Annotated in this window: 14 protein-coding genes and 1 pseudogene; 8 read left to right on the plus strand and 7 right to left on the minus strand. The window is 62.7% G+C overall.

The genetic code is table 11. From position 1 onward, the window contains the following. Positions 1-369: 369 nt before the first annotated feature. Positions 370-1728 carry a tetratricopeptide repeat protein gene (locus tag IGW04_RS08315; protein WP_194712595.1) on the plus strand — a complete coding sequence of 453 codons (1359 nt, stop codon included), beginning with the start codon at positions 370-372 and terminating at the stop codon, positions 1726-1728. 148 nt (positions 1729-1876) lie between these two features. On the opposite strand, the gene IGW04_RS08320 is transcribed toward IGW04_RS08315, so the two are convergent. Beyond that, complete coding sequence (locus IGW04_RS08320; RefSeq protein WP_194712596.1) at positions 1877-3562, minus strand: SulP family inorganic anion transporter; 1686 nt, start codon at positions 3560-3562, stop codon at positions 1877-1879. A gap of 351 nt (positions 3563-3913) precedes the next feature. Then, on the minus strand, positions 3914-4744 hold the full coding sequence (gene pepA, locus IGW04_RS08325; protein ID WP_194712597.1) for a flocculation-associated PEP-CTERM protein PepA: 831 nt from the start codon (positions 4742-4744) through the stop codon (positions 3914-3916). Between the two features lie 551 nt (positions 4745-5295). Between pepA and opgC the strand changes: the two genes are divergently transcribed. Then, positions 5296-6504 carry an OpgC domain-containing protein gene (gene opgC, locus IGW04_RS08330; RefSeq protein ID WP_194712598.1) on the plus strand — a complete coding sequence of 403 codons (1209 nt, stop codon included), beginning with the start codon at positions 5296-5298 and terminating at the stop codon, positions 6502-6504. On the opposite strand, the gene IGW04_RS08335 is transcribed toward opgC, so the two are convergent. Together IGW04_RS08335 and IGW04_RS08340 are read right to left on the minus strand one after the other, a co-directional pair. Beyond that, on the minus strand, positions 6497-7189 hold the full coding sequence (locus tag IGW04_RS08335) for an SGNH/GDSL hydrolase family protein (RefSeq protein WP_194712599.1): 693 nt from the start codon (positions 7187-7189) through the stop codon (positions 6497-6499). The two genes, opgC and IGW04_RS08335, sit on opposite strands and share 8 nt — an antisense overlap. 321 nt (positions 7190-7510) lie before the next feature. Continuing rightward, a complete protein-coding gene (locus IGW04_RS08340) occupies positions 7511-7756 on the minus strand; it encodes a hypothetical protein (RefSeq protein ID WP_194712600.1) in 246 nt (81 codons plus the stop codon). A 284-nt stretch (positions 7757-8040) separates the two neighbouring features. On the opposite strand from IGW04_RS08340, the pseudogene IGW04_RS25645 reads away from it, so the two are divergent. Further along, positions 8041-8243 (plus strand): annotated as a pseudogene (locus IGW04_RS25645) (PLP-dependent aminotransferase family protein); the annotation flags it as partial. Positions 8244-8268: 25 nt separating this feature from the next. On the opposite strand, the gene IGW04_RS08345 reads toward IGW04_RS25645, so the two are convergent. Beyond that, the gene (locus tag IGW04_RS08345) at positions 8269-9024 is read right to left on the minus strand and encodes a GAF domain-containing protein (RefSeq protein ID WP_194712601.1); all 756 of its coding nucleotides are present in this window, start codon (positions 9022-9024) and stop codon (positions 8269-8271) included. Positions 9025-9239: 215 nt separating this feature from the next. Between IGW04_RS08345 and IGW04_RS08350 the strand changes: the two genes are divergently transcribed. Together IGW04_RS08350 and IGW04_RS08355 are read left to right on the plus strand one after the other, a co-directional pair. Beyond that, complete coding sequence (locus IGW04_RS08350) at positions 9240-9722, plus strand: chemotaxis protein CheW (protein WP_194712602.1); 483 nt, start codon at positions 9240-9242, stop codon at positions 9720-9722. A gap of 32 nt (positions 9723-9754) precedes the next feature. Then, positions 9755-11497, plus strand: a complete 1743-nt coding sequence (locus IGW04_RS08355) for a methyl-accepting chemotaxis protein (protein ID WP_194712603.1) — start codon at positions 9755-9757, stop codon at positions 11495-11497. 180 nt (positions 11498-11677) lie between these two features. Here the strand turns inward: IGW04_RS08355 and IGW04_RS08360 are convergent, their stop codons facing one another. After that, complete coding sequence (locus IGW04_RS08360; protein ID WP_228526942.1) at positions 11678-12982, minus strand: MFS family transporter; 1305 nt, start codon at positions 12980-12982, stop codon at positions 11678-11680. A gap of 198 nt (positions 12983-13180) precedes the next feature. Further along, a complete protein-coding gene (gene amaB / locus IGW04_RS08365; protein WP_194712604.1) occupies positions 13181-14680 on the minus strand; it encodes an L-piperidine-6-carboxylate dehydrogenase in 1500 nt (499 codons plus the stop codon). A 187-nt stretch (positions 14681-14867) separates the two neighbouring features. Here amaB and IGW04_RS08370 point away from each other — a divergent pair, with 187 nt between their 5' ends. From IGW04_RS08370 to IGW04_RS08380, 3 genes are all read left to right on the plus strand, one after another. Next, a complete protein-coding gene (locus tag IGW04_RS08370) occupies positions 14868-16817 on the plus strand; it encodes a sigma-54-dependent Fis family transcriptional regulator (protein WP_194712605.1) in 1950 nt (649 codons plus the stop codon). A gap of 257 nt (positions 16818-17074) precedes the next feature. Continuing rightward, complete coding sequence (locus IGW04_RS08375) at positions 17075-18868, plus strand: NAD(P)/FAD-dependent oxidoreductase (protein ID WP_194712606.1); 1794 nt, start codon at positions 17075-17077, stop codon at positions 18866-18868. Positions 18869-18953: 85 nt separating this feature from the next. After that, positions 18954-19262 (plus strand): hypothetical protein, encoded by a 309-nt coding sequence (locus tag IGW04_RS08380; protein WP_194712607.1) that lies wholly within the window; start codon positions 18954-18956, stop codon positions 19260-19262. The last annotated feature ends 154 nt before the right edge of the window (positions 19263-19416 follow it).

The following is a 19416-nucleotide window of genomic DNA, read 5'->3' on the forward strand; positions in this document are numbered from 1 at the left end:
GTCGCATACCGTAAAGATCATCTCAAGGACCTTCGCTGGTCCACGCAAGGTGGAATGCCCCTTCGGGGTATTCCACCCTACGGCACCAGGGGCATGCCAAGGGCGCAGGACGCGAGGTGCGCCGCACCTGGGTCTGCGGCATGAGGCTAGTCTGGCCAAATTCGCTCTAGCCGCTCCACGAACGACATGCTCCGGCACCCAGGCATTTCCACGGCATTCTCCTTTTCCTTCACAACGCATCCCTTGTAAGAGGCTTCTTAAAATGGCGACTCCCATCCCCGCTTCCGCAATTGCCGGCAAAGGCGTTTTCATTCCCACCACAGGTACAACCGACACCACGTCCACCGCCACCACCCCCAGCACGCCCCGGTGCTTGCCACCGTGCCGGGCCGCAATCCGTCCGCGCTGCACCAGCCGGCCGACCATGTAGGCCAGCAAAACCCACCGCCGTCGACCAGCCATCCCGTGCTGATTCCCACAGACAATGGCACACCGGCATCCGCAACACCGGAGAAATCCAGGAAGGACGCGCCCCCGCCCGGCACGGGCAGGGAAAGCGACGGCGAAGACAACGACGATGCCGGCAACGGTCGCGGCATCGACAAGCCGTTCTCGACCATCGGAACGCTCCACATTGGGAAACCTGTAGCCGGTGCCCAAGATACCGATACCGCCACGTCATATCATGACATCGGTACAGCGCTACACACGCAAGGCAAATACGCCGAGGCGATGGAGTACCTTCTCAAGGCGCTCGCCATCCGGGAAAAGAGCTCCGGCACTGACCCTTTCGCTACCGCCCCGTTATATATGCAGATCGGCGCCCTGCTATACGGTCAGGCCAGGCATGCCGAAGCATTGGTGTACTTTCTCAAGGCACTTCCTTTGTTGGAAAAGGGCTTCGGCACTGACCATGCCTATACCGCCAAAGCACATGAGAACATCGCTTTGGTGCTACAGGCTCAAGGTCAGCATCCCGAGGCGCTAAAGCACTATCGCAAGGCACTCGACATCCGGGAAAAGATCCTCGGCATCGATGAGACCGAGACCGCCGAGTCGCATAACAACATCGGAAGTCTGCTAGATGCGCAAGGCAAGCATGCCCAGGCGCTGGAGCACTATTGCAAGGCGCTTGCTATCCGGGAAAAAGTCCACGGCACTGACCATCCATCTACGGCAACATCGTATAACAACATTGGGGGGCTGCTACAAGATCAAGGCAAGCATGCCCAGGCGCTCCAGTACTTTCTCAAGGCGCTCGCCATCAACAAAAAAGTCGCCGGCACCGAACATCCTAATACTGCCCTGGGGTACCACAACATCGGCGTGCTGTTACACCGCCAGGGCAAGCATGACCAGGCACTGGAGTACCTCCTCAAGGCGCTTGTGATCAAGGAGAAGGTCCTGGGCATCGACCATCCCCTTACCATCGCATCGTATGACAACATCGGGGCGTTGCTGCATGGTCAAGGCAAGGATGTCCTGGCACTGGAATACCTTCTCAAGGTGATCACGATCAGGGAAAGGGTCCTCGGCGCCGATCATCCCGTTACCACCAAGTCCCGTCTCCCCCTGAGAATGGTTCTGCAGAAACAGGGCGTGTATGCCCAAGCACTGGCCTATTTTCGCAAAGCGCTCGTCGAAGCAACCACTACCGGCAATGACGCAAAAATAGCGATATATCAGCGCTATATCGATTTACTGGCTCTTGCCAATCCAAAGTCCTGAGCATTGCGCTCTTTCCGCCGGCTGCCAATCGCGGCCGACAGTCGCCTGGAAGCACGGCACAGCAAATGCAACGCAACAGTCTGCCAGCGCCGTCAAAGCATGCGTCATAGGCCACGATAACCAAGCCGTGCAAAGCACGCCCCGCACATCATCCTACCCTCTCCCCCGCCAGCACCCCCACCGCCTCCCTGTCAGTGCTGAACAATCGCCCCTCCCCGATCATCGCAATCAACCCCGCACGCTCCATCACCTCCCACACCTGCTTCTTCACCGCCGCCAGGTTCAGCTCCACGTTCTGCGCCTGCAGGTTCAGCGCCAGCGCCTCCAGCAGGTCCACGCCACTGGCGTCGATATCATTGATGCCCGAGGCCGACAGCAGCACCCGGCGCACGCGCGGGTCGGCGCTCTGGCGCTCGACGATGAAGCGCTCCAGCGCGGCGGCGGTGAGGAAGTTCAGGGCGGAGTCCATGCGCACCGCCAGCAGGTCGGGCGCCAGCGGCGGCAGGTCGAAGCGGGCGCGGTCGCGCAGCGTGCCGTCGGGGTGCAGCGCGACTTCGATGATGCGGGGGTGGGCGCGGCGGTACAGGAAGGTCACCATGGTCAGGCCCAGGCCGGCGAAGACGCCGAAGTGCAGCCGCGGCGAGAACGACAGGGTGACGATGAAGGTCACGGCGGCGACCGCCGCGTCGTCGCGCGAAATATGGAACAGGCGGCGGAAGGCGCCGAAGTCGAGCAGGTTGAACACCGGCACCATGATCATCGCCGCCAGCACCGAGTAGGGCAGGTCGTGGATGAAGCCGGTCAAAAACAGCAGCGAGAACAGCACGCACAGCGCGGCCACCAGCGACGACCAGGCGCTGGTGGCGCCGGCATACAGGTTCAGCGCCGAGCGCGAGATCGAGCCGCTGACGGGAAAGGCGCCGCAGAAGCCGCTGGTCATCTTGGCCAGGCCCTGGCCGATCAGTTCCTGGTTTTCATCCCAGCGCTCGCGCTGCTTGCGGGCGATCACGCGGCAGCTCGACATCGCCTCGGTGAAGCTGACGATGGCCAGGATCAGCGCGCCCAGCCACAGCTCGCGGTGGCTGTCGAAGGAGATCGCGGGCGGCAGCGCCAGCGTTGGCAGGCTGGCCGGCAGCTTGCCGACGATGGCGCCGCCGTGGCCGGCGTAGTCCAGCAGCCGGCTGGCGAGTATGCCCAGCACGGTCACCAGCAGCACGCCCGGCAGCCGTGGCGCGTAACGCCGCAACAGCACCAGCAACAGGATGGCGCTGCAACCGAAGGCGGCGGTGATGGGCGTGCCGCGCGAGAAGGTAATGAACTCGGCGGGCGCGGACCACTGCCGCGGATGAAAGGCAATGCCCAGCAATTGCGGCAGCTGGGAAAGCATGATGATCACCGCGGCGGCGTTGATGAAGCCGGTGACCACCGGCTGTGACACCAGGTTGGCGATGCTGCCCATGCGGAACACGCCCAGCAGCATCTGGAACAGGCCCGAGTAGAGCGCCAGCCAGATCGCCAGTGCGGTCCAGGTGCCTGTTTCCGGCGCGGCCAGCGATGAAAGCGAGCCGAACACGAGGATGGAAGTGAGCGCCACCGGTCCGACTGCCAGCAGCGGCGACGAGCCCCACAGCATGCCGATGATGCTGGGCAGCAGTGCGGCATACAGGCCCGTGTGCGGCGGCATGCCGGCCAGCGTCGCATAGGCCAGCGCCTGCGGCACCAGCACCAGGCCGACGGTAATGCCGGCCCACACATCGCGTTTCAGGGATTGCCGCGTCGGACGCGGCCAGGACAGGAAGGGAAAATAACGTCGCAGGCGGTGGGAAGGCTGCATCTCGGGCTGTTGTGGTTGGTGTGGGTTGCCCTGGTAACGCTGGCCTGATTCGCGCCGGGGCTCTCCGCGCGGGCCTGTCTCTTATATGAACACCTCGTTGGACGTCACGCAGTATAAAGTACGCGCCCGCAAGAAACAGTACATGTGTGCGGCCCTGACCGGCGCGTTGATGTATTGGCGCATTGCCCGCCCTTGCGTTGCATCCGGGCAGGTCGCCGCCCTCTCACAATGTCGTCCGCACGGGGGCCTGGCCATGCGCGCGCAGGCAAGAAAAAACCACGGCCGGGAAGCGCCGTGGTTTCGGATTGCAGCCTGTCCCCGCCACCGCCGTGCAGGCGGCGGCGGGCATCATCAGGCTTGCTTGCGACGACGGGCCAGGCCCAGGCCCAGCAGGCCCAGACCGACCATGGCCACGGTTGCCGGCTCCGGCACTTCCGAAGAGCCGCCGAAGATCACGTCGAGCGAACCGTTGATGACCTGGGTGCCGGTCGGGTTGAAGTTGTTGAGCTGGCCCGACTGGAACGAAATGTTATAGAACGGGTTGGGCGCAACAAAGTATTCGCTGCCGGCAGCGGTCAGGTTGAAGGTCGACGAGGCGCCGAAGCTGCCGCAGTTGATGCCGTTGGTGGCGCCGCAGGTGCTCAGGCTCGGGTCGAGGCGGCCTTCGCCGGAAGTCGGGGTGCCGGTGGCGATCAGCACGTCATCCGCGGTGTTGGTGGTGGAGAAACCCAGCGCGCCATTGGCCGGCTGGCCGAACACGGTGTTGGATTGTGCGTCGGCGAACAGGTTCAGGGTGCCGCCTGGCGTGAAGCTGAACACGGTGCCGGATCCGGTGGTGTTGAAGGTGCCGGTGCCCTGGTACAGCGCGTACAGGCCATACTGGCTGGCCGAACCGCCGAGCTGGCTTGCCACCGGAGTGGAGCCGTTACCTGCGACGAACTGGCCTGCATTCCACTTCAGGGACACATTGAAGGTGCCGCTGGTTTCGGAGCCGGCGAAGGTGATGACTTCCACGTAGTTGCCGGTAATCTTGTCGGCGGTGAAGGTCTGGCCGAGCGCGCCGGCGATGGCGCCTTCGTTCACGGTGAAATCAGGGAAGCTTTGTGCCATGGCGCCCGAGCTGGCGGCGAACGAGGCGGTGACTGCGCATGCGATCAGGGTCTTGCGAATTGCGTTTTTCATTTTTCCGATTCCAGTTTGATTAATTATGGCGAGATTGCTCTCATGGCTTATTCAGCAGGAACCGTGCCACCTGATCAACGTTTTTTAAAATCAACGACTTAACAAGTTACTGAATGTAACTAGTTTCAATATTGTAAATTTATCCGACACAACAATTTTACAATATGCATGGAATGCACGAAATGTATGTGCGTTTGCGCACGTAAATAGGAATTAATGAGAATTATTGGCGTTTTCCCTTCTTTTGAAAGCGATCCAGACAAGCATTCATAGTGTCGGCGCCGTATCAGCCATGATTGTGAACTGTGGGCATGAGCAAGTTCTTACCAGATTATCGAACGCAGTCATAATTACTGCAGGAAACATATTTGAATTTTTATTAGATGTTTCCCTAATTCATTCTTTTATTTATTCAGTGTCATTATTAACTTCATGCAATTTTTCATGCATCAATAGGCGCGCCATCCATGCACTTTGCGTCGGTGTTTTCGATCAAAACCCGCCCTGCCCTTTTCCGGCAGACTGTCCCGTTAATCGACAGGTAGAAAACCATGAATCGACGGTGGGAACTGGATCTGCTACGGGGCTTCATGCTGGTGATGATGTTTACCACGCATCTGCCGACCCGGTTTTCCGACAAGCTTGGCCAGCCTTTCGGCTATGTGTCGGCCGCCGAGGGGTTCGTGATGCTGTCGGCCTTCATGGCGGGCCTGATCTACACCGGGCGGGCGCAAAAGGCAGGCATACCGGCAATGAAGAAGGCCTTCTTCCGGCGCGTCACCACGGTCTATGCCTGCCATGCCACCCTGCTGCTGTTCCTGTTCTCGGCCATTGCCATGCTCGGCCTGAAGCTCGACCAGCCGGCGCTGACCAACCTGATCGGCTTCTATCTTTCCGACCCCTGGGCCGCGCTGCCGGGGGCGCTGCTGCTGATCTACAACCCGCCGCTGCTCGATATCCTGCCGCTCTACATCCTGCTGCTGTTCGCCAGCCCCTTCGTGCTCGCCTTTGCGATGCAGCGCGGCTGGACCTGGATATTCGTGATCAGCGTGGCCTTGTGGGCATGCGGCCAGTTTCCGCTGTCGCAGGGCTTGTACGAGGTGCTGGCGCGGCATACCGGGCTGCGGGTGCCGTTCAGTGAAACCGGCTCGTTTGAAACCCTGTCCTGGCAATTCCTCTGGCTGTTCGGCCTGTGGATGGGCGCCGCCACCGCGCAGGGCAGGCTGGACCATCGCAAGCCCTTTCCGCAAGCCCTGGTAGTGGCCGCTTTCCTGGTGGTGCTGGCTGGGCTGGTGTGGCGACATACGGCCGGGCAGATTCCGGTGCCGGGGCATGCCGAATCCGTGGTCAACCAGCTGTTTGACAAATGGAAACTGGGGCCGCTGCGCATGCTGAACCTCTTCGCGCTGCTGGTGGTGATCATGCATGTCGGCCCGCGCCTGAGCGAGCGGCTGCCGCGCATCGGCTTTCTGGAAAAGCTGGGGTCGGCATCATTGCCGGTGTTCTGCATGCACCTGGTTGTGGTTCTTGCCGCCCTGTCGATTGCCGGGGAATACCGGCCCGGCCGTCCACTGCTGCTGGATGTGCTGATGATGGCGGCTGGCCTGGCCGCGCTCTATGCAACCGCCCTCATCACCCTGTACATCGACCGCGAGGAGCAGCAGCGCATGCTGGCCGCGCGCAAGGCGCAGGAACTGCAACGCGCCGGGCGCCGCCGGTCCAGGGCCGCCCATGCGGCCGAATCCGACCTGCCTACCTGAGCGACGGCGAGATCAGGTCATGCCATAGCGCATAGCCAGCCTGGTTCATGTGCAGCCTGTCTTCGCGGAACAATTCCGGGCGCGGCGCGCCGCTGCTGTCGAGCATGGGCGTGAAGACATCGATATAGCGGGCATTGTCCAGGTGCGACACATACTCGCTGATCAGGGCATTGGTGGCACGGATGTCGGCCAAAAGGCCAACGCGGGCAATGCTGGGCTTGATCGACACATAGGCGATGCGGGTGGCGGGCAATGCGGCGCGCACGCCTTCGACGAAGCGGCTAAAGCTCTTCAGCACCTGCTCCGGCCGGCGGCCTTCGGCCAGGTCGTTCTCGCCGGCATACACCACCACCGTGCGCGGCTTGTAGGGAATCACCAGGCGGCTCAGGTAGGCAGCGCAGTCCTCCATGCGGGAACCGCCAAAGCCGCGCTTGACCACGATGGGCGCGGTGTTGAATTGTTGTTCCAGGTTGTCCCAGAGGCGGATCGACGAACTGCCCACGAACAGCACGCCGCCTGGCGCCGGCATCTTTTGCTTGTCGGCATTGGCGAAGGCGTCGAAGCTCGACGTCCAGCGCGGATCGATGGCGGCCTGAAGCCCGGCCGCGCTGCCTTGGGCCAGGACCGGCTGCGCCAGCCCGGCGGCAAGGACAAGGAAAACCACTGCCCGAGAAATGGCAATCATTGCAAACCTTTAATTTCGTTCAACCGGATGTTGCCGCATTTTGGGACGGCCCGCCAATATTAAAGGTTCTTCGCCGTGCCGGCATATGGATTACCTGAATGGGTACTCCAGTGCCCGGAAATACGCCAATTGGCCGTAGCTGGCCTCGTCGGAGCAAGGCTCAATGTTTCGTAATGAGTCATCGGCATCAGGGAAGTCCTTCAGCACGCGGCGGATCGAACCATCATCGGATATGACCCCGACTCGAATCCAGCGGCAATTTGCAAATGCCCATCGCAAGGGCTATGAAGCGCATCGATGTAATGCCTGGTGGCTTGCCGGTTAATAATCCAAACCGAGCATCCAGTCCAAACCGAGCGTCCTCATAAGGACGAAGGTGACGACCCCCAGGCCCAGGAGCGATAGCACAAAGACTGCAGCCACCTTGCCGCCCGCGCGCAGCACTCCGCGCTTCTCCTTCTCCTTGCCCTTCTTCCCCTGATCGTAATGCCACTTGACGGCGAAGAACATGCCCGTGCCTAGCACGAGAACCTTGAACGTAACCAGGACTATAGGAATCCATTCCATTTTTTGAGTATTTCCAGTCTATTGCTTGACGCTATCCATCGTGAGGAGCACTACCTTAAAACGCTGCTTCAGCAACTTCATGTTTTGTTCAAGCCATCGAAGCCGATTGCCCGAGATGTTTGAATCCTTCATTACATCCGCCGATGAAATAACAATGGCATTCAGCGGAGTGGTTTACCGAATGCAGATGGGAGGAGAAAACATCAGCGACCACGATGCAAGTAGGATGCTGCCGCACGTTCCGAAGCATTCTACTTAAAAGCATTTCCAAGCATCGAGACAAAATGTCCCAGTTGAAGACCATACAAGATGAAAATTTGCCAATCTGCTTGCCGCGATTGGCGGTGCACGGCGGGCCACGTTTTTGCAGATTGCAGATGCGTTGCAGGCGGCGGCGGGAGACGGAGCGCTGAAACCGTGTGACCGTCCACCTCCGCATCGCCAGTTGGCAGCGCGGCTTGACGTCCACTTGACGACGATTGCGCGCGAAAGCTGGTTCTCTCAGAACCTGCTTAAGAACGCCGCGCTATTTCCTCGCTTGCTATTGCCGCCAGTTCGGACAAACCGCGACGCTGTTCCTGATCAAGAACTCTTGGCCGTCGATCCAGCACGCAGAGCGTACCTAGACGATAGCCTTCTCGGTCGGACACGGGAAAGCCCGCATAGAAGCGGATAAACGGATCATTGAGGACAAGCGGATTGCTGGAAAATCGGTCGTCGTCTCTGGCATCTGAAACGATGAGAGGCGTATCGCGCAAAACTGCATGCCCACAGAACGCCCACTCTCGTGGCGTTTCGACAACGTCGATACCAATCCTGGATTTGAACCACTGCCGACGCGCGGTGAGTAGCGAAACCAGCGCCATGGGCGTGTCGGCAATACGGGTGGCAAGCCAAGTAATCCGGTCGAAAACCTGCTCTGGCGCAGTGTCGATCAAGCCACTTGCAAGCAGCGCGTTCAGCCGTTTGCCTTCGTCGGGGGCAATCGGATAAGTCGGACCGGCAGGCAGATCAAATTCCCCTCGGTTGTCATCAGGATGGCTCGCAGCGCCTGTCTCGATGTTCTGCGGTTGAGCTGAACGTCCCATGACTGCCATCACGGCGCTGCGTCTTACACGCCGGTGTCCTCCGGGCGTCTTCCATGACGCGATCGCGCCGCTCTCGATCCATTGTTGTGCTGTGCTAACGGATACACCAAGTAGCGCTGCCACAGCGCGGCTAGTCAGAATGGGATCAGCGAGATCTTCTATTGCCTTTGGTTGACTCATGACTCGGAGAGCGTTCTTGAAAGCGAGGCGAGATCATAACCGACTTTAAAGCGCATCGAGAGAAATGACGAAATTGATAAATAAAGTTGACTAACGGAAATATTTGTTGGAGTATTCGTCACTTTCATCAATTTTCCTAATTCGATTTGGCGCATAAAGGGATCAGACGCTCCCATGGCTACAAGAATTACAAAATACAACATAGGAGTCACGGTTTGGACCAGCCACATGAGAAGTTGAACTTAGCCCAAGCAGGTGAATACCTCTCCTTCCGCGCAGGAACGGAGGAGTATGGAATCGATATTCTGACGGTGCAGGAAATCCGGGGCTATGAAACCGTGACCCGCATCGCCAATGCGCCCGAGTTCATCATGGGGGTGTTGAACCTGCGCGGCGCCATCGTGCCCATCGTTGATCTACGCATCGCGTTGAATGTCGAGGCAACTTGCGACGCGCGGACTGCTGTCATTGTCCTTGACCTTGGCAAGCGAACTGTCGGCATGGTTGTCGACAGCGTCTCGGACGTCGTCATTCTGCTGGCGGAACAGACGCTGCCGCCGCCAGAGTTAGGCAGGACGCATGCCGTACCTTATGTCACCGGGATCGGCACGCTCCCGGAGCGCACCCTCATTCTCATCGACATCGGCGCCATGCTGGCAAGCATTGGCCTTGATTTTTGCGAGCCGGTTGCGGCTTGAATTCGCCTGTTACGGATAAAGAAAGGAAGTCCATGAACTCTACTCGCACCAACGGCCTCACCGTCAAGGCACGCGTCAGCCTGGGATTTGCTGTCGTTCTTGCCATCATGATTGCATTAACCACAGTCGGGATTTTTCGGGTCAATTCGATTTCCGACGGTTTGACCACCATCGGCGACGTCAACAGCGTCAAGCAGCGTTATGCCATCAACTTTCGCGGCAGCGTGCATGACCGGGCTATCAGTTTGCGCGACGTTACCCTGGTTGACAGTCCCACTGAACTGCAAGCAGCGCTTAATGACATCGTTAAACTTGCCGACGACTATGCCAAGTCAGCGGTGCGCATGGACGACATGTTCAAGACGCGTACCGATATTAGCCAGGACGAACGTCAAATTCTGGCGAGCATTAAAGACATCGAGGCGCGTACGCTACCGATGATCAACAGGGTGATCGAACTGCGGAAAGCAGGACAACTCGAGCAGGCCAAAGAGGTCATGCTCAAGGAAGCACGACCAGCGTTCGTCGAATGGCTGGCGCGCATCAACAAATTCATCGACCTGCAGGAAAAAATGAATCAGACCGTCTCCAGCGAAGCCCGTGGCTTGGCAAGTGGATTTCAGACCCTGATGCTGATCATCACTGTAGCGGCGGTGGCAATTGGCGTGGGCATTGCTGGATTTATCGTACGAGGGATACTGAAGTCCTTGGGCGGCGAGCCCAGCCAGGCAAGCGCATTGGCCAAAAGCATTGCGGCCGGGGATCTGGCGGTGCCGATTCATACCCGAAAAGATGACCGCTCCAGCGTCTTGTACGCGATGAAGGAGATGCGTGACAGCCTTGTGCAGATCGTCGCGCAGGTGCGCGGCGGCACTGAAACGATTGCTACAGCGTCTGCGGAAATAGCCATCGGCAACCAGGATCTATCCGCTCGCACCCAGCAACAGGCCGGCGCCCTGGAGCAAACCACCTCTTCAGTGGGAGAACTGACAGCTACCGTTAAGCAGAACGCAAACAATGCCAGGCAAGCCAATGAATTGGCTGTGGCAGCCTCGCAAGTAGCGATCAAGGGCGGCGAAGTCGTCTCTCAGGTAGTGACGACGATGGACTCGATCAACGAATCGTCGAGAAAGGTGGTCGACATCATCAGCGTGATTGATGGCATTGCCTTCCAAACCAACATCCTGGCACTGAACGCAGCGGTCGAGGCAGCCCGTGCCGGCGAGCAGGGAAGGGGTTTTGCAGTCGTGGCCAGTGAAGTACGCACCCTGGCACAACGTTCGGCCGCTGCTGCCAAAGAGATTAAGAGTCTCATTGGCGACTCGGTAGAAAAGGTTGATACTGGCAGCCGGCTAGTCAACGACGCGGGCGCGACCATGCAGGATATCGTGGTAAGCGTCAAACGCGTCACTGACATTATGGCCGAGATCAGTGCTGCCAGTGCTGAGCAGACCGCCGGCATTGAGCTAATCAATGCAGCAGTAACGCAAATGGATCAGGTCACGCAGCAGAATGCAGCGCTGGTGGAAGAAGCCGCTGCGGCATCGGAGTCGATGCAGGAGCAAGCCGCCAGCCTGGCGCAGGTCGTCTCCGTGTTCAAGGTCAGCAATATGGATACGCAAGGCGCATCGGCACTGGCTGTAGCCAAGGCTCAAAGCCGCATGGCCGCACCGATGCACAAGCCGGGTGGACAGAGCCATACCCGCAGCACCGCAGTACCGGCGGCGCGAGCGCTGGCAGCGCCCCGCGCCAACGGCGACTGGGAAGAGTTCTGACCCTGCCTGGCTGGTAAAGCAGACTCCAGAATCGTTCGATGCCCCTTCGGGGGCATCTTTATTTCGGCGAACCTTGCCAACCCGCTGAAGTGGAGGTGAACCCAGCGGCAGCAGCACGCTCCCGAGTCGGAATTTATACTATCCCCCGGATGATCCTGCCCTGCCCGCGGAATGCTCCGCTCAGGCAGCATCCTTCAGATAACCGACGCGAGCGGGGTCGCGCATCCTCAGGCAGACCACGAAGGCGATCGCGCACATCGCCGTCACGTACCAGTAGAAGCTGGCTTCATGGCCGGCCGACTTGAGCCACAGCGCGACATACTCGGCCGAACCGCCGAAGATGGCATTGCCCAGCGCATAGGAAAAGCCGACGCCGAGCGCCCTGATCTCCGGCGGGAACATCTCCGACTTGATCAGGCCGCTGATGGAGGTATAGAAGCTGACGATGGCCAGCGCGCCAACCACCAGCGCGAATGCGGCATAGGGGCTGCGCACGCCGGCCAGCGCATACAGGATGGGCACGGTGCATAGCGTGGCAAGGCCGCCGAACCAGAGCATCGAGGTGCGGCGCCCGATGCGGTCCGACAGCGCGCCGAAGAGCGGCTGCATCAGCATGTAGACAAACAGCGCGCAGGTCATTACCAGGCTGGCGGTCTCGGCATGCATGCCCGCGGTATTGACCAGGTACTTCTGCATGTAGGTGGTGAAGGTGTAGAAGATCAGCGAGCCGCCGGCGGTGAAGGCGATCACGGTGAAGAAGGCGCCCTTGTGCTGCATCAGGCCGGCGAAGCTGCCGGCTTCCCTGGCGCCGCGGCTTTCGGCGGTGGATGTCTCGGACAGGGTGCGGCGCAGGTAGAGCGCCACCAGCGCGGCCAGAGCGCCCAGCACGAAGGGGATGCGCCAGCCCCAGTCGCGCAGCTGTTCGGTGGTGAGCAGCTGCTGCAGCACGACCAGCACCAGCACCGCCAGCAGCTGGCCGCCGATCAGGGTCACGTACTGGAAGGAAGCGAAGAAGCCGCGCCGGCCCTTCAGCGCCACTTCGCTCATGTAGGTCGCGCTGGTGCCGTATTCGCCGCCGACCGACAAGCCCTGCAGCAACCGCGCCAGCAGCAGCAGGCCCGGCGCGAGCGTGCCTATCGTGGCATAGGTCGGCAGGCAGGCAATGAGCAAGGAGCCGCCGCACATCATGAACACCGAGATCAGCATGGCCGTCTTGCGGCCGCGCTTGTCGGCGATGCGGCCGAACATCCAGCCGCCGATGGGCCGCATCAGGAAACCGGCGGCGAACACGCCGGCCGTGTTGAGCAGCTGGGTGGTCGGATTACCGGACGGAAAAAACGCATGCGCGAAATACAGCGACGTGAAGGAGTAGATATAGAAGTCGAACCATTCGACCAGGTTGCCCGAGGAGGCGGCGACGATGGCGAAGATGCGGCTGCGGTCATCCATCGGATGCGTGGCGGTCATGGCGCTTGCGGTGTCCATTTCGGCGTGTTCCTGGGTGATCAAGACATTGGTTTACCAGATTGGCCGGCGCGGCTTGTTGACGCGGTCGCGCCAGAGGCGTCGTTCGGGCATGAACAGGCTTCGTCACCCGGATGAGGGAAAGTTTCCGTCGGTGGCTTGCATGGCCATGCCGGATGCGTGCCTTCGACCTGCAGAGCAGCCCTCTCGTGCCATGTCCTACAGGTCGAAGGCGATGCCCTGGGCAAGCGGCAGCTGGTCCGAGTAATTGACGGTGTTGGTGGCGCGCCGCATGTAGCCTTTCCATGCGTCCGAGCCCGATTCGCGGCCCCCGCCCGTTTCCTTGTTGCCGCCGAAGGCGCCGCCGATCTCGGCGCCCGACGGCCCGACATTCACATTGACGATGCCGCAGTCGCTGCCGGCAGCGGCCATGAAGCGCTCGGCTTCCCGCATGTCCATCGTGAAGATCGAGGACGACAGGCCTTGCGGCACCGCATTGTTCAAGGCAATGGCGTCGTCCAGGCTGCGGTAGCGCATCACATACAAGATGGGCGCAAAGGTTTCCTCTCGGACGATGCCAGTCTGGGACGGCATCTCCACCAGCGCCGGCCGCACATAATGGCCACCCTCGCAGCCCGGCACCATGACCCGCTCGCCGCCATGCACCGTGCCGCCTTCCCGCGCCGCGGTCGCCAGGGCGCGCTGCATCGCGTCGAACGCTGCGCCGTCGATCAGCGGGCCGACCAGCGTTTCCGGCAGCAGCGGATTGCCGATGTAGAGCGCCTGCATTGCCTCCTTCAGCGGCGGCATCAGGCGCTCATGCACGTCGGCATGGACAAACAGCCGGCGCAGGCTGGTGCAGCGCTGGCCGGCAGTGCCCGCGGCGGCGAAGACGATGGCGCGCAGGGCCAGCGCCAGGTCGGCGCTGGGCGCCACCACGGCTGCATTGTTGCCGCCAAGTTCAAGGATGACGCGACCGAAGCGCGCCGCCACCCGCGGCGCCACTTCCCGGCCCATGCGGGTCGAGCCGGTGGCCGATAGCAGCGGCACGCGGCCATCCTCCACCAGCCGCGCCGCCAGCGCATGCCCGCCCTGCAGCACTTCGAGCAGGCCGGCGGGCGCGGCGCCGAAGCGCGCGCAGGCCTGGCCGAACAGGGCGGCGCAGGCCTGCGCCGTGAGCGGCGTTCTTTCGGAGGGCTTCCACACCACGCTGTCGCCGCAGACCCAGGCCAGCGCGGCATTCCAGGCCCATACCGCCGCCGGGAAGTTGAAGGCCGACAGCACGCCGGCGACGCCCAGCGGATGCCAGGTCTCCATCAGCCGGTGGCCCGGCCGCTCCGATGCCATCGTCAGCCCGTACAACTGGCGCGACAGGCCCAGCGCGAAGTCGCAGATGTCGATCATTTCCTGCACCTCGCCCAGGCCTTCCTGCAGGATCTTGCCGGTTTCCAGCGTGATCAGCCGGCCCAGCGCCGCCTTGTTCTCGCGCAGCACTTCGCCGAACAGCCGCACCAGCTCGCCGCGCCGCGGCGCCGGCGTCTCGCGCCAGGCGAGGAAGGCCTGGTGGGCGCGGCCGATGGCGGCATCGGCCTGCGCCGCCGAACTGGCCGCCACCGCGGCCAGCGGCATGCCGTCGATCGGCGAGACCGACTGCAGGCCGGCCGGGTCCAGGGTGGCGGGCTGCACGCCCAGCTGGGATAAAAGCGCGTTCACATCCATGGCGGGCTCCTGTGGGATTGGCGGCGGTGGGCCAAGCGACAGGCCAAGTCTGTCGCAGCCGGCGTCGCCAGGCAAGCGCTGCGGGTGTTTTCGGAAAAGCATGCAGAAACTCCCTTACACTAGGGACCTGCGACTTTGCCTAGCCTGACAACGCAGCCGGACGCCGATCCGGCGCAAGGAGACCAGCATGCGGCATCAGCAACGCGAACACATCGACACCGTCCTGCGCGTGGCCGACCCCGGCGGCGCGGCCGCTGCAGCCGCGCCTGACGCGGTGCCGCATGACGACGTGATACGCAGCTCATGGCTGCGCTGCGTCAACGACCACCGGCTCGACCCGACCTGCATGCGCGAGGCCGTGATACTCCCGGCGCCGGTGCTGCGCGAGCACCAGGACCAGATGGAAGATTTCCTGCGCATCGCCCGCCATGGCCTGGAATCGCTGTACCAGCAGGTGGCCGGCCTGGGCTATGTGGTGCTGCTCACCGACGCGCGCGGCGTCACGGTCGACTTCATGGGCGACCTGCAGCTGGACCGCAGCCTGCGCAAGGCCGGCCTCTATCTCGGCGCCGACTGGAGCGAGCGCCATGCCGGCACCTGCGGCGTGGGCACCTGCATCAGCACCGGCGAAGCGCTGACGGTGCACCAGGGCGACCACTTCGACGCCACCCACATTCCGCTCACCTGCAGCACAGCGCCGGTCTATGGCAGCGACGGCCGCCTGAATGCGGTGCTGGATATCTCCGCCCTCACCTCGCCCCAGCCCAAGGCCAGCCAGCACCTGGCGCTGCAACTGGTGAAGATGGCCGCGCAGCGGGTGGAGGATGCGGGCTTCCTGCGCCGCTTCGCGCAGGAATGGGTGCTGCGGCTCTCGTCGGCGCCGCAGTTCCTGGAAGTGAGCCCGGAATACCTGCTGGCGCTCGATGCGGCCGGCCATGTCGCCGGCTACAACCGCCGCGCCCAGCTGCTGCTGGAAGCGCCGGGCGCGCCGCCGCTCCTGGGCCGGCATATCGGGCAGCTGCTGCAGCTCGATACCAACCACCTCGGCCGCTACCTGAAGACCGAGCCGGCCGACCGGCGAGCGGTGGTGGTCAATGGCAGCAGGCGCATCCTGTTCCTGCTGGCGTCGCCGCCGCCGGCACGCCAGGCGCAGGCCGTGCAAGCCCTGCAGGCGCGGCAGATCCCGGCGCCGCTGGCCGCGCTCTCCGGCGGCGATGCGCTGCTGGACCGGCAGATCGAGCGTGCCGCCAGGCTGGTCAACACGCCGGTGAGCCTCCTGCTGACGGGCGAAACCGGCACCGGCAAGGAATATTTCGCCAAGGCCCTGCATGAAAGCAGCGAGCGCCGGCGCGGCCCCTTCATCGCCGTCAACTGCGCGGCCATACCCGAGACGCTGATCGAGAGCGAGCTGTTCGGCTATCTGCCCGGCAGCTTTTCCGGGGCGGCGCAGAAAGGCAAGCGCGGCCTGATCGCCGAGGCGCACGGCGGCACCCTGTTCCTGGACGAGATCGGCGACATGCCGCGCCACCTTCAGGCCAGGCTGCTGCGGGTGCTGGCGGAAAAGGAGGTGCTGCCGATCGGCGCGTCGCGGCCGGTGCAGGTCGACATCCGGGTGATCGCCGCCACCCATTGCGCGCTGGAAGCGCTGGTGCGGGAAGGCCGCTTCCGCGACGACCTGTACTACCGCCTCAACGGCGCGCGCCTCGTGCTTCCGCCGCTGCGGCTGCGGCAGGACCTGGGCTGGATGATGGGCCGCATGCTGCGCGCCCATGCCAGGCGCAACGGCATGCAGGATGCGCCCGAGCTCGCTGCCGACACCGCGCAGCTGCTGCGCAGCCATCACTGGCCGGGCAACCTGCGCGAGCTGCGCAATGTGCTGGAGTATGCGGCCGCGGTCTGCAGCGGCAATCGCATCGAGCCGGCCGACCTGCCGGACGGCCTGGCGACGCATGGCGCGCTCGCAGCGCCCGGCGGCGCCGACGGGGCCGACACGCCGGCGATGCAGCTCGAAGGGCTGCTGCGCGAATGCCGCTGGAACGTGACGCTGGCCGCGTCGCGGCTGGGCGTGGCGCGCATGACGCTGTACCGGCGCATGAAACGGCTGGGCATCGTCAGTCCCAACCATAGCGCTGGCTGAGCCTGCCACGGAGAGCCTGCGGCTGTCACAGCTGTGACACCTGTCACAGGCCGGGTGACAGCGCAAGGGCAGCACAAGCCGGGCCAGCACTCCGCCTGCTGGTGCTGCGCCACGCCTTGCCTCGCTGACAAATCCTTTCGATTCAACCGCTTGCATTCCCCTTCACCGGCGGCGCCAGGCGGCGACAAGGCTGGCACGCCGCTTGCGAAAGAGGATGACCGGCACGAGCCGGGCTATCGACATCACGGAGACAGACAATGACGAACAACCCTACCCAAGCGGCGGCAGACTGGCTGGAACAATTCGGCGCGGCCCTGAAGAGCAACGACCCCGATGCGGCGGCCGCGCTGTTCCAGGAAGACTGCTACTGGCGCGACCTGGTCAGCTTCACCTGGAACATCAAGACCATGGAAGGCCGGCAGCAGGTGCGCGACATGCTGGCGGCGCGGCTGGCCGACACCGCGCCGTCGAACTGGCGCCTTGAAGGCGAACCCACCGAAGCCGATGGCGTGGTCGACGCCTGGCTGACCTTCGAGACCGGCGTGGCGCGCGGCCGCGGCCACCTGCGCCTGAAGGACGGCCGTGCCTGGACGCTCCTGACCACGATGACGGAACTGAAGGGCCACGAGGAAAAGACCGGCGAGCGGCGCGCCAAGGGCGCCGAGCATGGCGTGCAGAAGGGCCGGCTTTCCTGGCTGGAAAAGCGCCAGCAGGAAGAACGCGAGCTGGGCTACGGCACCCAGCCGTATTGCCTGATCATCGGCGGCGGCCAGGGCGGCATTGCGCTCGGCGCGCGCCTGAAGCGCCTGGGCGTGCCGACCATCATCGTCGAGCGCAACCCGCGCGCCGGCGACTCCTGGCGCAACCGCTACAAGTCGCTCTGCCTGCATGACCCGGTCTGGTACGACCACCTGCCCTACCTGCCCTTCCCGGACGACTGGCCCGTGTTCGCGCCCAAGGACAAGGTCGGCGACTGGCTGGAGATGTATACCAAGGTGATGGAACTGAACTACTGGAGCAGCACCGAGGCCGTCAGCGCACGTTTCGACGAAGAGAAGAAGGAATGGGAAGTGCTGGTCAGGCGCAATGGCGAGGAGGTGACGCTGCGCCCGAAGCAGCTGGTGTTTGCGCTGGGCGTGTCGGGCTTTCCGAATGTGCCGAAAATCGAGGGCGCGGAAGACTTCCAGGGCGTGCAGCATCACTCCAGCAAGCATCCCGGCGGCGCCGCCTTTGCCGGCAAGAAGGCGGTGGTGCTGGGCGCGAACAACTCGGCCCATGACATCTGCGCCGACCTGTGGGAGAACGGCGCGGATGTCACCATGGTCCAGCGCAGCTCGACCCATATCGCGCCGTCCGAATCGCTGATGGAACTGGCGCTGGGCGGGCTGTACTCGGAGCAGGCGGTGGCCAAGGGCATCACCACCGACAAGGCCGACCTGACCTTCGCCTCGGTGCCGTACAGGATCATGCACACCTTCCATATCCCGGTGTACGAGGAAATGAAGAAGCGCGACGCCGACCTCTACGAGCGCCTGGAAAAGGCCGGCTTCATGCTCGACTTCGGCGACGACGGCTCCGGCCTGTTCATGAAATACCTGCGGCGCGGCTCGGGCTACTACATCGATGTCGGCGCCTCCGAACTGGTGGCCAACGGCAGCATCAAGCTCAAGAGCCGGGTCGACATCCGGCGCATCAAGGCCAATTCGGTGGAACTGAGCGACGGCACCGAGCTGCCGGCCGACCTGCTGGTGTACGCCACCGGCTACGGTTCGATGAATGGCTGGGTGGCGCGGCTGGTGTCGCCGGAAGTGGCGGACAAGGTCGGCAAGTGCTGGGGCCTGGGCTCGGCCACCACCAAGGACCCCGGTCCGTGGGAAGGCGAACTGCGCAACATGTGGAAGCCGACCGCGCAGGAAAACATGTGGTTCCATGGCGGCAACCTGCATCAGTCGCGGCATTATTCCCGCTACCTGTCGCTGCAGTTGAAGGCGCGCATGGAAGGCATACCGACCCCGGTCTACGGCCAGGCGGAGGTGCATCACCTGCGCTGATATTGGCGTGGATCAACAAATCATTAGTTTCTCTACAGAAACTAATGCGTACCATGGCATGCTCTTTTGTCAAAGGAGAAATGCCATGGCACAACCGCTTTGTTTCTACCGTGATCTGACCGAAATCGCGGAAAAACGCATCACTGAACTGATCCTGCAGGCCGGGACCGCGGAGCGGCGCGACGACGCGCCGTTTCCCGAGGCCGGCGGCTATTACCGGGCCTGCGCACTGACGGTGTTCCTGGCATGGAATGACGTGACCGAGGGCTGGCAGACCCGGCAGGACCGCGACCGCCTGGCCGCGCTGGCCGGTGCGGATGGCCTTGAACCGGCGTGTTCGGCGCAGGCGCCGTTGCCGGGCATTAGCCGCGGACGAGCGAGGCTGGATGCCTGAACCTGACCGTCCGGAGCCTGGCGCGGCGCGCCATGCCTGGCCGGCCAGGAAACCCGGCAGTACTGCACGCATGCTTGACTGGGTCGTACGCTGTCCATTCCGGCGCCGGGCACAATGAGCAGCCAGAACCTTGCGGACACGCCGCCGTTCCCGC

The sequence above is a fragment of the Noviherbaspirillum soli genome, assembly GCF_015352955.1.
Taxonomy (GTDB): Bacteria; Pseudomonadota; Gammaproteobacteria; order Burkholderiales; family Burkholderiaceae_D; genus Noviherbaspirillum_A; species Noviherbaspirillum_A soli.

What these genes read in the sequence shown, in the direction of transcription:
- IGW04_RS08375 (WP_194712606.1), top strand. Translation starts at nt 17,075, where the DNA reads ATGACGAACAACCCTACCCAAGCGGCGGCAGACTGGCTGGAACAATTC.
- IGW04_RS08355 (WP_194712603.1), top strand. Translation starts at nt 9,755, where the DNA reads ATGAACTCTACTCGCACCAACGGCCTCACCGTCAAGGCACGCGTCAGC.
- IGW04_RS08340 (WP_194712600.1), bottom strand. Translation starts at nt 7,756, where the DNA reads ATGGAATGGATTCCTATAGTCCTGGTTACGTTCAAGGTTCTCGTGCTA.
- IGW04_RS08380 (WP_194712607.1), top strand. Translation starts at nt 18,954, where the DNA reads ATGGCACAACCGCTTTGTTTCTACCGTGATCTGACCGAAATCGCGGAA.
- IGW04_RS08370 (WP_194712605.1), top strand. Translation starts at nt 14,868, where the DNA reads ATGCGGCATCAGCAACGCGAACACATCGACACCGTCCTGCGCGTGGCC.
- IGW04_RS08320 (WP_194712596.1), bottom strand. Translation starts at nt 3,562, where the DNA reads ATGCAGCCTTCCCACCGCCTGCGACGTTATTTTCCCTTCCTGTCCTGG.
- opgC (WP_194712598.1), top strand. Translation starts at nt 5,296, where the DNA reads ATGAATCGACGGTGGGAACTGGATCTGCTACGGGGCTTCATGCTGGTG.
- IGW04_RS08335 (WP_194712599.1), bottom strand. Translation starts at nt 7,189, where the DNA reads ATGATTGCCATTTCTCGGGCAGTGGTTTTCCTTGTCCTTGCCGCCGGG.
- amaB (WP_194712604.1), bottom strand. Translation starts at nt 14,680, where the DNA reads ATGGATGTGAACGCGCTTTTATCCCAGCTGGGCGTGCAGCCCGCCACC.
- pepA (WP_194712597.1), bottom strand. Translation starts at nt 4,744, where the DNA reads ATGAAAAACGCAATTCGCAAGACCCTGATCGCATGCGCAGTCACCGCC.
- IGW04_RS08360 (WP_228526942.1), bottom strand. Translation starts at nt 12,982, where the DNA reads ATGGACACCGCAAGCGCCATGACCGCCACGCATCCGATGGATGACCGC.
- IGW04_RS08345 (WP_194712601.1), bottom strand. Translation starts at nt 9,024, where the DNA reads ATGAGTCAACCAAAGGCAATAGAAGATCTCGCTGATCCCATTCTGACT.